Origin of the sequence: Aquabacterium sp. J223 (assembly GCF_024666615.1) — a bacterium.
Classification (GTDB): Bacteria; Pseudomonadota; Gammaproteobacteria; order Burkholderiales; family Burkholderiaceae_C; genus J223.
Window position 1 is genome coordinate 3738489 of sequence record NZ_CP088297.1, and the last position, 13841, is coordinate 3752329.

Below are 13841 nucleotides of genomic sequence, written 5' to 3' on the forward strand. Positions count from 1 at the left end.
AGCCTGATCGGAAGCCGGCAGCGTGCGAGCGTCAGACGCCCTTGCAGACTGAGGCAGGGCCTGGTGGCCGGCAGAAACCGGAGCGACAAGCGGGCCCCGTCATCCAGTTCGAGAGCGAAATCGGATGATGTGTTGAAGGCCCTTTTCTTTGGTTCCTTTCTTTTGGGCCACCAAAAAGAAAGAACCGCGGGTGTGGGCCGCGCAGGCCCACGGGCTGCAACGCAAAACACAAAACGCGAAACGCGAAATGCGAAACGCAAACTCAATCCGGCCCCTCATCCTCCACCAACCACCGTTCCGCCAACGCATGCCGAAGGATGTCCGTCCGCGTCCGGATCTGCAGCTTCTCCAACGCGGCCGCCTTGTAGAACTCCGCCGTCTTCACGCTGATGCCCAGTTGCGCCGCCACCTCCTTGTTGCTCTTGCCCCAGGCGATCAGCCGCAGCACCTGCTCCTCGCGTTCGGACAGCGGCGGCCGCGTGCGCGGCACCGCGCCGACGGCTTCGTGGCGGCTCACGCTGCGGGCCACCAGCGCCCCGGCCAGGCTGGGGTCGACGTAGGTGCCGCCCTCGGCCACGGTGCGGATGGCGGTCACCAGCGCATCGGCCGCGGCGCGCTTGACCACATAGCCCGCGGCGCCGGCGCGCAGCATGCGGCGCAGGTAGCCCTGGTCGGCGTGACGGGTCAGCGCCAGCACGCGCGAGCGCGGGCTGCCGGCGCGGATCTGCTCGGCCACCTCGGGCCCGGCCAGGTCGGGCATGGCCACGTCGAGCACCACCACGTCGGGCCGGTGCTCCTCGGCCATCTGCACCGCCTCGCGGCCGCCGCGGGCCTGGGCCACCACGTGCATGTCGTGCTGCTGCTCGACGAGCAGGGCCACGCCCTCGCGCAGGATGGCGTGGTCGTCGGCCAGCAGCACCCGCCAGGGTCCCGGGTCGCGGCCCGCCGGGGCGGAAGAGAAGGAAGACAACGGGGACTGGCTCATCACGTGCTCCTTGACATCAGGTCGTCGAGCGGCGGCAGCGGCACGCTCAGGTAGATGGTGGTGCCGGCCCCGGGCCGGCTCTCGATTTCCAGCTGTCCGCCGACCAGGGCGGCGCGTTCGGACATGCCGCGCAGGCCCAGCCGCCGGCGCATCGGCCCCCGCGGTGACGCGGGCTCGGCCTCGAAGCCGCAGCCGTCGTCCTCCACGATGGCCCGCAGCAGCGCGCCGCGGCGCTCCAGCACCACGGCCACGCGGCCGGCGTCGGCGTGCTTGCGCACGTTGGTCAGCGCCTCCTGCACGATGCGGTAGACGGTGGCCTCCACCGGCGGCGGCAGGTGGTGCAGCAGCCCATGGCCGTAGAACTCGGCCGGCGTGTCGGCCGCGCGCGACCAGGCCTGCACCAGCTCGCGCAGCGCCTCCTCCAGGCCCAGGTCGTCCAGCGCCGGCGGCCGCAGCTCGTGCGACAGCCGGTCGATCTCGTCCTCCATCTGGCGCACCGCGGCCTGCAGGCGCAGCAGCCGGTCGCGCAGCACGGCCGGCGCCACCTGCTCGTCGCAGGCGGCCTTGAGGCCGAGGCTGAGCGCGGTGAGGTGCTGGCCCACGCCGTCGTGCAGTTCGCGCGACAGCCGCCGCCGCTCCTCTTCCTCGGCCACCACCAGCTGGCCGAGCAGGTCGCGCACCTGCTCCTCGATGGCGCGGCGCTCGGCCACCTCGTTGTGCAGCGCCGCGTTCAGCCGCTCCAGCGCCTCCGTGCGCTCGACCACCCGCGATTCGAGTTCGTCGCGCGCCTGGCGCAGCGCCTGTTCGCCGTGCCGACGCTCGGTGATGTCGCCCAGGGTGCCGATGACCCGGCGCCGGTGCCCCGGCCGCTCGGGCACCGGCCGAGCATGGTGGGCCACCCAGCGCTCGCGGCCCCCGGGCAGCAGCAGCCGGTACTCGCCCTGGAAGGGCCGGCCCTCCGCCGCCGCGGCCTCCCAGGCCCACAGGCTCTCCACGTCGTCGGGGTGCAGGCGGCTGCGCCATTCGGCCACGTCCAGTGGCTGCGGCGTGTCGCGCGGCAGGTCGAACAGGTCGAGCACCTGCGCCGAGCCGCGGAACACGCCGGCCTCGAGGTCCAGCTCCCATTCCCCCAGGCCGCTGGCGTCCAGCGCCAGCTGCAGCCGCTGTTCGCTGTCGCCCAGCGCCGCCTCGGCCACCCGGCGGTCGGTGATGTCCATGACCACCGCGATCGTGCGCAGCGGGCGGCCCTCGGCGTCGCGCAGCAGGTGCACCGACATCAGCGTCCACAGCGCCCGGCCGTCGGCATGCAGCAGCCGCTTCTCCAGGGTGACGCCCGGCACCTCGCCGCGCACCATGGCGCGGAAGGCGTCCCAGTTCCAGCCACGGTCCTCGGGATGGGTGACGTCCAGGAAGCTGCGCCCCAGCAGTTGCGCGGCGTCGCGGCCCAGCATGGCGCACAGCCGCGTGTTCACGTCCAGCAGCGCGCCGCTGTACGGATCGGCCTGCGCGACGCCGACCGCGGCGCCGTCGAACAGGGCGTGCCAGGCCGGCGTGCCCGGGGCCGCCGACACGGCCGCGGCGGCCAGGGTGCCCGTGGTCACGAGGACGGGCGCCAAGCCTTCCCCGGTGTGACCTGCGACGGACATCGGCTCAGCCCGGTGGCGGGGTGGACCGGACCGCACCGCAGGCCAGCAGGCGCCACGGGTGACCGTCGGCCGTGCCATAGGCGCTGTCGCGATGCCGGGCCACCACGCCGGGCAGCCCCAGCGCCTGCGCCTGGTCGTGCAGCCAGTAGCCCTGTCCGCGGATCTGCGGCTGGCGCTCGACCATGCCCAGCCGGTCCAGCGGCAACAGCGCCAGCGCCCGCTGCCGCTCGTGCCAGGGCCAGCCGCGCACGTCCGCGCCTTCCAGCACCAGCAGGTCGAACGCCCGCAGCACCAGCCGGCCGCCCGTCTCGCCCAGCCCGACCGCGCGCCGGTGCAGCAGCGACGGCGACGGCAGGCCGTGGTCGCCCAGCACGCACAGCTCGCCGTCGAGCACCGCGCGGCCGCCGCGCCAGCGCGACAGCGCCGCCACCAGGTCGGCAAAGCGACCCGTCACGTCGACGTGTTGTCGGCTGCGCAGCGCCACCCGGCCATGGTCCAGCTGCACCAGCAGCCGGTGGCCGCCGCAGGCCAGCGCGAACGACCAGGCCGGGTCGTCGAAGGGCTGCCAGCCGATCGACGGCTCCATGACCTGCAGCCCGGCCAGCTCCGGCGCCGGCGGCAGCGCAGAAACGGTTCGAAGGGAGAACACGACGGACATCGGAAGACCATAGCACCTGCATCGGTGCCGGGCATTCCTCGCACCTCCCAGGCTAGTCCCGGGGCCCGTGCACCGCCTGCCGCACCACCTGGCCGAGCACCTGCAGCAGCGCGTCCAGCGTGATCGGCTTCTTCAGGTGTGCGGTGAAGCCGGCGGCCAGCGCGCGCTGGCCGTCGGCCGGCCGGCCCATGCCGCTCAGCGCCAGCGTCGGCACGGCCCGCATGGCCGGCAGCGCACGCAGCCGGCGCACGAACTCGTAGCCGTCCATCTCCGGCATGGCCAGGTCGCTGAGCACGAAGTCGAAGCGGTCGTGCTCCGCGCGCTGCAGCGCGTCGGCGCCGCTGGTGCTGCTGACCACCGTGGCGCCTTCCAGCTCCAGCAGCTGCGTCAGCGTCTCCACCGACAGCGGCTCGTCGTCCACCAGCAGCACCCGGCAGCCGCGCAGGCCGGGCCAGCCGCCGTCGGCCGCTTCGGGCACGGCCCGCGCCCCTTCGGCCCGCAGCGGCAGCCGCACGGTGAAGGTGGAGCCCAGGTCCAGACCGGCCGACTGCACCTCCACCAGCCCGCCCTGCGCCTCGGCCAGGCTCTTCACCAGCGCCAGGCCGATGCCCAGGCCGCCCTGCCGCCGCGCGGGGCCGGCATCGGCCTGGCGGAACATGTCGAACACGTGCGACAGCGCCTGCGGCGCGATGCCGCGGCCCGTGTCCTGCACCGACAGCACCGCCTGGTGGCCCTCGGCCTGCAGCCGCACGGTCACGCGGCCGCCGGCGGGGGTGAACTTCAGCGCATTGCTGACCAGGTTCCACACCACCTGCTCCAGCCGCACCGGGTCGGCCCGCAGCGACAGCGGCTTCGGCGGCAGCACCAGCTCGAACCGGATGGACTTGCGCTGGGCCTCGTCGCGCACCGCGTCGGCGATGGTCTGCACGATGGGCACCCAGTCCACCGGCTGCGGGTTGAGCGACAGCTTGCCGGTGCGCACCCGCGACAGGTCGAGCAGGTCGTCGATGATCTGCGCCTGGCTGAGCACGGTGCGGCGGATGGTCTCCGCCGCCTTCGACACCGCCGGCACCGTCTTCGCCTCGGGCAGCCGGCTCAGCAGCTCGGCGTTGAGCTGGATCAGGTTGAGCGGGTTCTTCAGCTCGTGCGACATCACCGCCAGGAACTCGTCCTTCAGGTCGGCCGAGGACTGCGCGCGCTCGCGGCCGGCGCTTTCCCGCTTCAGCTGCGCCTCGCGCTCGGCGTCGACCAGCCGCTGCTGCGTCAGGTCGCGCGCGATCTTGCCGAAGCCGCGCAGCTGGCCGTCGACCACCAGCGGCGTCGTCACCCCGCTGCAGTACAGGCGCTCGCCGTCGCGCCGGACGTGCCAGCGCTCGTCCTCGGCGCGGCCTTCGCGGCGGGCCTTCTCGCGCTCGGCTTCCGGCACGCCGGCCTCGCGGTCCTCGGGCGTGAAGATGATCGCCATCTCCTGGCCCACGGCCTGCTCCTCGCTGTGGCCGAAGATGCGCTCGGCGCCCTTGCTCCAGCTGGTGATGCGGCCCTCCGGGTCCATCGTGACGATGGCGTAGTCCTTCATGCTCTCCGCCACCAGGCGCACGTAGTCCTCGGCGCGGCGCCGGCTGGACACGTCGACGAAGGTCAGCACCGCGCCGTCGATCACGTCCTCGGTGGTGCGGTAGGGCAGCGCGCGCGCGAGGAACCAGCGGCCGTCGGCCGAGCGCACCTCGCGCTCCATCGTGCGCAGCGACTGGAAGGCCTGCGTCGCGTCGTCGGCCAGCTGCTCGTAGTCCAGCCGGTGGCGGATGTCCATCAGCGAGCGGCCGATGTCGCCGGGGATGAGGTTGAACAGCTCGGTGGCGCGCGGCGTGTAGCGCTTGATGCTCATGGCGCGGTCGACGAACACCGTGGCGATGCTGGTCGAAGCGATCAGGTTCTGCAGGTCGTCGTTGATCTTCCCCGTCTCCTCCACCTTGGCCTTGAGCTCGTGGTTGACGGTGATCAGCTCCTCGTTGATGGACTGCAGCTCCTCCTTGCTGGTCTCCAGCTCCTCGGTGGTGGAACGCAGCTCCTCGTTCATGGCCTGCAGCTCCTCGTTGCTGGCCTTGAGCTCCTCGGTCGACGTCTCGGCGTGCTCGACCGTGTTCTGCAGCTGGTCCTTCAGGTGGCGCAGCTCCTCTTCCAGCTGCTGCACCACCGGGTCGGCAGAAAGGCCGTCGGCCGGCGTCACCTCGTGTGCCATGCTGTCCTCCACCTCGTCGAACAGCACCAGCGCGAAGCCGCTGCCGAGGCCGGGTTCTCGCACCGGCCGCACGATCATGGTGACGAAGCTGCTGCGCCCGTCGTTCTCCACCCGCACCCGGCGCGCCTCGACGCTCTTGCCGGTGTTCTGCGCCTGGAAGATGGCCGTGCGCAGTTCGACCCGCAGCGCCGGGTGCACCAGCTGCACCAGCTGGTGCGAGGGGGTGCCGCCGGCATGGCGCAGGAAGCGGCCGGCCCGGTCGGACAGGTGCACCACGTTGCCCGACCCGTCGACCAGCACCGACGGCGGCGAGTGCTGCTCGACCAGCCGGGCGTGCAGGTTGACGTAGGTCGGCGAGCGGCGCTCGGGCGGCGGCGTGGGCAGGCCGTCGGCGGCCGGCAGCGGCATCGCCGGCGCCGGCGGGACCGGCGACAGCAGGCGCAGCCCGCGCGGCACCAGGTTGGCGCGGAAGATCCGGTGCTTCTTGTCGACCACCGAGAACAGGTGGCTGGCCGCATCGGCCGACTCCGCGCTGCCGAGGAAGAGGTAACCGCCGGGCTTGAGCGCGAAGTGGAACACCTCCAGCACCTGCGGGTGCACCTCACGGTCGAAGTAGATCAGCAGGTTGCGGCAGGAGATGAGGTCCAGGCGCGAGAACGGCGGGTCGCTGAGCAGGTTGTGCACCGCGAACAGCACCCGCTCGCGCAGCTCCTTGCGCACGCGGTAGTGCAGCGTGTCCTTGTCGAAGAAGCGGCGCAGCCGCACGGCCGACACGTCGGCCTCGATCGACGCCGGGTAGCAGGCGCTGCGCGCGGTGGCGATGGCGCTGGCGTCCAGGTCGGTGGCGAAGACGCTGAACTTCGTCGCGTGCGGCCGCTCGGTCGTCAGCTCGGCCAGCTGCATGGCCAGCGAGTAGGCCTCCTCGCCGGTGGCGCAGCCCGGCACCCACACCCGCAGGCCGGCGGGGTCGGCCGGCTGATCGAACAGCCGGGGCAGCACCTCGCGCTGCAGCGCATTGAAGGGCTCGACGTCGCGGAAGAAGTTGGTCACGCCGATCAGCAGGTCCTTGAGCAGGCCCAGCGCCTCGTCGGGCTGCCGCTGCAGGTGGTCGCGGTAGGCCGGCAGCGTGGGCACGGCGGTGACCTGCATGCGCCGCTCGATGCGGCGCAGCACGGTGGCGCGCTTGTAGCTGCGGAAGTCATGCCCGGTGCGGGCGCGCAGCAGCGCGAAGACCTGGCGCAGGGCCTCCTCCGCGTCGTGCGCCGCCGGGCCGTCGGGCGGCGGGGCGGCGGGCAGGCCCAGGCGGTCGGCCATGGGCAGCTGCATGGCCCGCATGTTCGCGCCCAGCTCGACCAGCTTGGCCGGGATCTCGTCCACCGGCAGCACCCAGTCGACGACCCCGGTCGCGACCGCCGAGCGCGGCATGGCGTCGAACTCGGCGTCGTCCGGCCGCTGCGCGAAGGTGACGCCGCCCTCCTCCTTGACGCGGGTGATGCCCACCGCGCCGTCGGCGCCGCTGCCGCTCAGCACCACCGCGAACGCGCGGTGCCGGTGCACCGCGGCCAGCGAGCGAAAGAAGAGGTCGACCGTCACCTGGCGGCCATGAGGCCGCTGCAGGTCGCGCACGCTGGCGTAGCCGTCGTTGAGCACGATGGACCGGGCCGGGGGCAGCACGTAGATGCGGTTGCGTTCCAGCAGCACGGCGTCGTCGACGACGGTCACCGGCATGGTGGTGGCGTGCTGCAGCACCTCCGGCAGCGCGCTGGCATGGTGCGGCGACAGGTGCAGCACCACCACGAACGCCATGCCGCTGTCGACCGGCATGTGCTGGAAGAAGCGGGTCAGCGCCTGCACCCCGCCCGCGGAGGCGCCCAGCCCCACCACCGGAAAGCCCGCCTCGGCGCCGACCAGGAGGGCTTCGGGCGGTAGCGGGGACGCGGCGTCGTTCATCAGGCTCTTTTCAGGCGCATGGGGGGCGGTCATTGTGAGGGTGGGCAATCCGCCGTCCATCCCGCGCCGATCCCCGGGGGGCACGCGGCTTGCGCTGCCCGGGCCGTGGCGGCGTCAGCCGCGCCATGAGGACACGGATGAGGGACGTGGTGGTGGTCGGCGCGTCGGCCGGCGGGGTGGAGGCGCTGCGTCGCCTGGCCAGCCGGCTGCCGGCGCAGTTTCCGGCCAGCGTCTGCCTGGTGCTGCACATCGGTCAGCAGGACAGCCAGCTGCCGCGCATGCTTGGCGCCTGGGGCCCCAACCCGGCCAGCCATGCGCGCGACGGTGACCGGCTGGTGCCGGGCCGGCTGCTGCTGGCCCCGCCCGACCGCCACCTGCTGATCGACGGCGACCGGCTGCGCCTGACCCGCGGGCCGAAGGAGCACCACACCCGGCCCGCCATCGACCCGCTGTTCCGCAGCGCGGCGCTGAGCGCGGGGCCGCGTGTCATCGGCGTGGTGCTGACGGGCTGCCTGGACGACGGCAGCGCCGGCCTGCAGGCCATCCGCGACTGCGGCGGCCTGACGGTGGTGCAGGACCCGGACGACGCGGCCGAGCCCAGCATGCCGAGGGCCGCGCTGCGCGCGCTGGGCCGGCCCGATCACCTGGTGCGCCTGGACGACCTGCCCGACCTGCTGGCGCGGCTGGTGTGCGAGCCCGCGCCGCCGCAGCGCGAGCAGCCGGGAGCCTGGGAGCAGGAGCAGCGCGCGTCGCTGCCCGGACCGCAGGCGCTGCAGGCCCTGCAGTCGGCAGGCCGCCCGACGCCTCTGGTGTGCCCGGAGTGCCGGGGCACCCTCTACGAGATCCACCGGTCGCGGCCGCCGCGCTTTCGCTGCCACACCGGCCACGCCTACTCGCTGCACAGCCTGGGCTCGGCGCAGCACCAGAGCACCGAGGACGCGCTGTTCGCGGCCATGCGAGCGCTGCAGGACAAGGCCGAGGTGCTGCGCCGGCTGGCCGAGCTGGACCGGCTGGCCGGCGACCCGGCCCGGGCGGAGGCCTGCGACGCCGAGGCCGAACGGGTGCTGCAGCAGGCCGAGGCGCTGCGCGCGCTGTCGGAGGCCCAGCGGCCGATCCCGCTCGACGACGCCGGCACCGGTTGAGCGCGCGGCGGCTCCGTGACGGGCGGCCGCTACCGCGTCAGCGTCAGCAGGATGTCGGCGTACCAGGCGCAGTTGAGCGACAGCGCGTCGTCCTCCACCCGGTCGCGGTTGCGCATGTCGACCCGCGACGAATGCACGCCGAGCAGCTTCCACGGCAGTGGGTCCTGCGGCGACGCGCCGCGCTGGCGCATCAGCACCGGCGCGCCGCTGGCGCCGCGGTGGGTGCGGGCGTCGGTGAGGAAGTAGCCCTCGCCCTGGAAGCGCACGCCGAAGGCCGACGCGATGGCGCCCTGCCGCGCCACCGGCAGCCGGTGGACGGTGTCGTGGAAGCCGAGCGGGAAGCCGAGGATGGTGACCGGCTCGCCGATGCCCACCGCCTGCAGTTCATGTTGCAGGTGGGCTTCGGTGAAGGCCTCCAGCCGCACGTGCTCGCCGAGCGCCGACGGGTCCACCTCCAGCGCCGCGACGTCGATCGGTCCGCCGCTGTCCTCGCCCTGCCGCCAGCGCGCAAGGCCGTGCTCGTACAGCAGCAGCGAATGGGTGGTGGTGCGCGTCAGGTCGGCCGACGGGGTGTGCAGCTCGATCTCCACCCGGTCGGGGTGGTGATGGCTCTTCGGATCGACCATGACGTGGCGGCTGGTGACCAGGAACAGCCGGCCGGCGCGGCGGAAGAAGAAGCCGGTGGCGTTGGTCAGCCCGCGTGCGCCGTCGAAGGTGTCGATCCGGGTGGTGGCGTAGAACACCGGCTCCACCGGCGGCATGGCGGCCGGTGCGCAGACCGCGGCCGGCGCCGCGGCCGGCGTCACGGGCGCTGGAGTCGGTCGCACAACGCCTGCCCGGCGGTGGTCAGTCGCAGCCCGCCGCCGTGCCATTCCAGCCAGCGCAACGAGACGTAGTCGTCGAGGTCCACCTCGTCGAGTCGGGCGGCCTGGCGCCGGTGCAGCAGGTCCACCGCCTCGGGCAGCCCCACGCGCAGCGCCTCACGACGGGACGGGGCGAGGCGGGCGGGCGTGGCGGGGGTGGGGTTCCATGTCATGGGCCGACCTTAACAGGGGTAACCCCAGGGCCGGGGCAAACGGCGCCCCTTGTCCCCGCGCAGCGGCATGGCCAAGGCCCGCCGCGCGTGGAACGCAGTGGTCAGACGGCGCCGGTCATGCCGGTCCTCGGCTTGCGGCGCCGCACGCCGCCCTGGTCCTCGGCGTAGGTGCGCAGGCTGATCTCGCCGTCGCTTTCCATGTAGGCCCAGCGCACCTCGGCGAACGCCTCGATGCCCTGCTCGCGCAGCTTGGACTTCAGCTCGTCCTCGGTCAGCAGTTCGCGCCGCAGGTTGCGCACCAGCAGCTGGCCGTCCCGGATCAGCGGCAGCGGCGGCGGCTCGGCGAAGCGCTCGAAGCGGCGCGAGTGGAAGCCCAGCCAGTCGACCAGGTAGTTCCAGAACACCAGCGTCGCCACCACGACGAAGCCCTCGGTCAGGCTGTCGTAGTCGTCGGTGAAGGCGTTCTGCGAGGCGTCGGCGATGACCACCACCAGCAGCACGTCGGCCACGCCGATGGCGCCGATGTCCCGTCGCAGCACGAAGCGGAAGATGGCGAAGAGGAACCAGTACATCACCGTGCCGCGGATGACCAGCTCGGCCAGCGAGTGGTCGACGCCGAACAGGTGATGCCAGTCGATGGAGAACATCGCCGCCCCTCTGGAACATTCGTTCACCGTCTGCGGCAAGCGGGGTGCCGAAGCGGCCGTGGCAGACTGCCCGCCCCTCGACCGTCCGCACGCCCATGGCCCTGGCCCGCGCCACCCGCCGCGCCCTGCTGCTGTCCACCTTGGCGGGCGTGCCGGCGCTGGGCGCCGCGGCCACGCCCTACCCTTCCCGCCCGCTGCGGCTGGTGGTGCCCTACGCCGCCGGCGGGGGCACCGACGCGCTGGCGCGGGCGCTGGCCGAGGCCATGTCGCCGGCCCTCGGCCAGCCGGTGGTGGTGGAGAACCGCACCGGCGCGGCCGGCCTGGTGGGCACCGAGCACGTGGCCAAGGCCGCGCCCGACGGCCACACGCTGCTGATGGGCCTGAGCGACGCGCTGCTGGTCGCGCCCTTCCTGCACCGCAAGCTGGCCTTCGACCCGCGGCGCGACCTGGCGCTGGTCAGCCTGGTGGCCTCCGGGCCGATGGTGCTGGTGACGTCGCCCGGGCTGCCCGCACTGTCCGGCAAGGCCTTCGCCGACTACCTGTCGGCGCGCCGCGGCCGCCTGAGCTACGGCTCCTGGGGCGTGGGCTCCTTCCCGCACCTGGCCGGCCTGCACCTGAGCCAGACGCTGGACGCCGACATGGCGCACCTGCCCTACCGCGGCGAGGCGCCGATGGTGCAGGACCTCTTGGGTGGCCAGGTGCACCTGGCGTATGCCGGCCTGCGCATCAGCAAGCCCTACATCGACGCCGGCCGGCTGCGCGCGGTGGGCCTCACCGGCGAGCGCCGACTGGCGGTGGCGCCGGGCATCCCCACGCTGCTGGAGCAGGGCCTCAACGACCTGCCGCACCGGCTGACGGTGTGGCTGGGCCTGGCCGCGCCCGCCGGCACGCCGGCGGACGTCGTCGAGCGGCTGTCGGCGCTGGCCCGCGACGCCTGCCAGCAGCCCGCGGTGCAGCAGCGCATCGCCGAGCTGGGCTGCGAGGTCCGGGCCACCACGCCCCAGGCCTTCGCCGCCGCCTACGACCAGGAGGCGCCGCTGTGGGCCCAGCTGGTCAGGGCTTCGGGCGTGCAGTTGGACTGAGTGCCGCAGCCGGCCGCATCACCAGCAGCAGCACCGCCCCGGCGGCGAGCACCAGCACTCCGATCCACGCCGCATTGACCGGACCCAGCTGCTGGCTGCCCACGTACGACAGGCTGGACCACAGCATGTAGCCGCAGACGGCGCAGAACACGGCGGGCAGCACCGGGTACAGCGGCACCTTGAACGGCCGCTCGCGCTGCGGCTCGCGACGCCGCAGCACGAACAGCGACAGCCCCGACAGCAGGAAGAACAGCCAGAACACCGGCGAGGTGAACTCGACCATGGCCGAGAAGCCGCTGCCGTAGGCGCTGCCCACCGCCACCAGCGCCAGGGCCATCGCCGACTGGCAGGCCATGGCCACCGTCGGCGAGCCGCGGCCCTCGTCCCAGCGGCCCAGCCAGCCCAGCACCTGCGGCCAGTCCTGCCCCACCGCGTAGCTGGTGCGGGCGCCGACGATCATGGTGGCGTTGATCGAGGTCAGCGCCGCCACCGCCACCATGGCAGAGATGGCCTTGGCGCCCCAGTCGCCGAAGGCGGCGCGCAGCAGGTCGGCGGCCAGCGCCTGCGACTTGGCCATGCCGTCCAGCCCCAGCCCGCGCCAGTAGGCCCAGTTGACGACCAGGTACAGCGCGGTCAGCAGCGCGATCGACAGCACCAGCGCGCGCACCATGTTGCGCTGGCGATCCTTCAGCTCGGCGCTGATGTAGGCGGCCTCGTTCCAGCCGCCGTAGGTCAGCAGCACGAAGACCATGGCCAGGCCGAAGGCGCCGGCCGAAGGCGCGCCCGCCGCGGCGGTCGAGGCGGTGGGCGGCGCGGCCGCACCGTCGCCCGCGGCGAGCACCACCCCCGCCACCACGATGAGCAGCAGGCCGCCGATCTCGGCCAGCGTCAGCCAGCTCTGGGTGGCGGCGCCGCTCTTCAGCCCGCGCAGGTTGACCCACGACAGCACCACCACCGCCGCCACCGCATACAGCGCGGGGCCCTTCGGCCCCAGCGGCAGCAGCTGGTTGAGGTAGTCGCCGAAGACGAAGGCCAGCAGCGCGATGGAACCGGTGGTGATGACCGCGAAGCGGGCCCAGCCGAAGAGGAAGGCCAGCGGCCGGCCGTAGGCCCGCTGCAGGAAGTGGTAGTCGCCGCCGGCATGGGGAAAGCTCGTCGCCAGCTCGGCGTAGCACAAGGCGCCGATCAGCGACACCAGCCCGCCCAGCACCCAGGCGCCGAACATCCAGCCCGGGCTGCCGGCCATGCCGGCGACCATGGCGGGCGCCTTGAAGATGCCGGCGCCGATGACGATGCCGACGATGATGAGGACGGCCTCCCGCAGCCGAAGCACCGGCCGCGGACCGTCTGCCCCTCGTCCGCCGGGTACGTCGGCCGATCCCCCGAGGGGATGCGGGCCGGCTTGGGAGCGGCCCGGCGCTCGGCCCGCCGATCCCTGGCCCGTCGCCGCGCCGCTCAAGACCGGCGACCGGTGAAGTTGCGCTGGCGGCCACCCGGGTCGGTGACCTTGCCCTGCATGCGGCCGTCGTGGCCGGCGGTGCCTTCGAAGCGGTAGACGCCACCGCCGCCGTCGGCCACCGCGAAGCGGATCGCGCCGCCTTCGAGCCTGGCGTCGGTCAGCTCGGCCGCGGCGCCGCCGTTCCAGCTGCCCTGGCCGGACAGCTTCTGGTAGTTCTGCGTCAGCTGCAGGGCCAGCGGCGGGCCGTCGCCTTCGACCTGCACGGTCCACTGGCCGCCCACCTGCGCCGGCACGCGCCAGAAGCGCGCGCTGCGGCCATCGATGGTCGCGGTCTCGTCGGCTTCCCAGTCGCCCATGTCGAACTGGTGCGAGACGATGCGCGTGCCGGGCTTCATCGCCAGCAGCGTCGGCCGCAGGCGGATGTTCAGCTGCGGCAGCAGGTACATGGTGACCACCTCCGCATCGGTGAAGTTGGTCTGGAAGATGTCGCCCTGGCGGAAGTCGACCTTCACGCCGGCGGCCTTCGCGTTGCGCTTGGACAGCGCCACCATGTCGGGGTTGAACTCGATGCCCCGTGCCTTGGCGCCGCGCTTGGCGGCGGCGATGGCGATGCCGCCGTCGCCCGAGCCGAGGTCGACCAGCCGGTCGCCGCGCTTGACCTGCGCCATGTCGAGCATGCGGTCCACCACCTCCGGCGGCGTCGGCACCCAGATCACGTCCTTGCCGGGCTGGCCGACCACCGGCTTGAACGGCTCGCGCTTGGCCCCCGGTGGCGTCGTCACGCCGGGCTCGGCCAGCTGGGCCAGGGCCGTGGTCGGGAACAGGCTGGTGGCCATGAAGCCGGCGGCGACGCTGGCCAGGAACCAGCGGAACGCCGGGCGGCGCGGACGATTGACAACAGGCATGCGGTCTCCCTTGTGTGGGCTGCGAACGATGCGACAAGCGGGTCGCCAAAACGATTCTGGCAACTCCGTATGCGGAACGGCAGCGACCCGGC

Annotated in this window: 11 protein-coding genes; 2 read left to right on the plus strand and 9 right to left on the minus strand. The window is 73.2% G+C overall.

The genetic code is table 11. The features are described from left to right. Positions 1–262: 262 nt before the first annotated feature. From LRS07_RS17695 to LRS07_RS17710, 4 genes are read right to left on the minus strand one after another with little or no spacing between them, the layout of a single operon-like run. Positions 263–985: a response regulator transcription factor gene (locus LRS07_RS17695; protein WP_260499259.1), complete on the minus strand. Its 723-nt coding sequence runs from the start codon at positions 983–985 to the stop codon at positions 263–265. Beyond that, positions 985–2586 carry a PAS domain-containing protein gene (locus LRS07_RS17700; protein ID WP_260499260.1) on the minus strand — a complete coding sequence of 534 codons (1602 nt, stop codon included), beginning with the start codon at positions 2584–2586 and terminating at the stop codon, positions 985–987. The genes LRS07_RS17695 and LRS07_RS17700 overlap by 1 nt, the downstream gene beginning before the upstream one ends. A gap of 49 nt (positions 2587–2635) precedes the next feature. After that, on the minus strand, positions 2636–3289 hold the full coding sequence (locus LRS07_RS17705; protein ID WP_260499261.1) for an ATP-dependent DNA ligase: 654 nt from the start codon (positions 3287–3289) through the stop codon (positions 2636–2638). A 52-nt stretch (positions 3290–3341) separates the two neighbouring features. Beyond that, the gene (locus LRS07_RS17710; protein ID WP_260499262.1) at positions 3342–7478 is read right to left on the minus strand and encodes a chemotaxis protein CheB; all 4137 of its coding nucleotides are present in this window, start codon (positions 7476–7478) and stop codon (positions 3342–3344) included. 137 nt (positions 7479–7615) lie between these two features. Between LRS07_RS17710 and LRS07_RS17715 the strand changes: the two genes are divergently transcribed. Continuing rightward, entirely contained in the window at positions 7616–8620 is a 1005-nt protein-coding gene (locus LRS07_RS17715; protein WP_260499263.1) for a chemotaxis protein CheB, read from the plus strand. A 29-nt stretch (positions 8621–8649) separates the two neighbouring features. Here LRS07_RS17715 and LRS07_RS17720 read toward each other — a convergent pair whose 3' ends face one another. From LRS07_RS17720 to LRS07_RS17730, 3 genes are all read right to left on the minus strand, one after another. Beyond that, positions 8650–9426 (minus strand): trypsin-like peptidase domain-containing protein, encoded by a 777-nt coding sequence (locus LRS07_RS17720; RefSeq protein ID WP_260499264.1) that lies wholly within the window; start codon positions 9424–9426, stop codon positions 8650–8652. After that, positions 9423–9656, minus strand: a complete 234-nt coding sequence (locus tag LRS07_RS17725; RefSeq protein WP_260499265.1) for a hypothetical protein — start codon at positions 9654–9656, stop codon at positions 9423–9425. Before LRS07_RS17725 ends, LRS07_RS17720 begins: the two co-directional genes overlap by 4 nt. A gap of 101 nt (positions 9657–9757) precedes the next feature. Further along, on the minus strand, positions 9758–10303 hold the full coding sequence (locus LRS07_RS17730) for a DUF421 domain-containing protein (RefSeq protein WP_260499266.1): 546 nt from the start codon (positions 10301–10303) through the stop codon (positions 9758–9760). 95 nt (positions 10304–10398) lie between these two features. On the opposite strand from LRS07_RS17730, the gene LRS07_RS17735 reads away from it, so the two are divergent. After that, positions 10399–11385, plus strand: coding sequence for a Bug family tripartite tricarboxylate transporter substrate binding protein (locus tag LRS07_RS17735; RefSeq protein ID WP_260499267.1), 987 nt, complete (start codon positions 10399–10401; stop codon positions 11383–11385). Here the strand turns inward: LRS07_RS17735 and LRS07_RS17740 are convergent. Continuing rightward, positions 11357–12718: an APC family permease gene (locus LRS07_RS17740; RefSeq protein ID WP_312028317.1), complete on the minus strand. Its 1362-nt coding sequence runs from the start codon at positions 12716–12718 to the stop codon at positions 11357–11359. The genes LRS07_RS17735 and LRS07_RS17740 overlap by 29 nt on opposite strands. A gap of 122 nt (positions 12719–12840) precedes the next feature. Then, a complete protein-coding gene (locus LRS07_RS17745; protein ID WP_260499268.1) occupies positions 12841–13749 on the minus strand; it encodes a class I SAM-dependent methyltransferase in 909 nt (302 codons plus the stop codon). Positions 13750–13841: the final 92 nt, after the last annotated feature.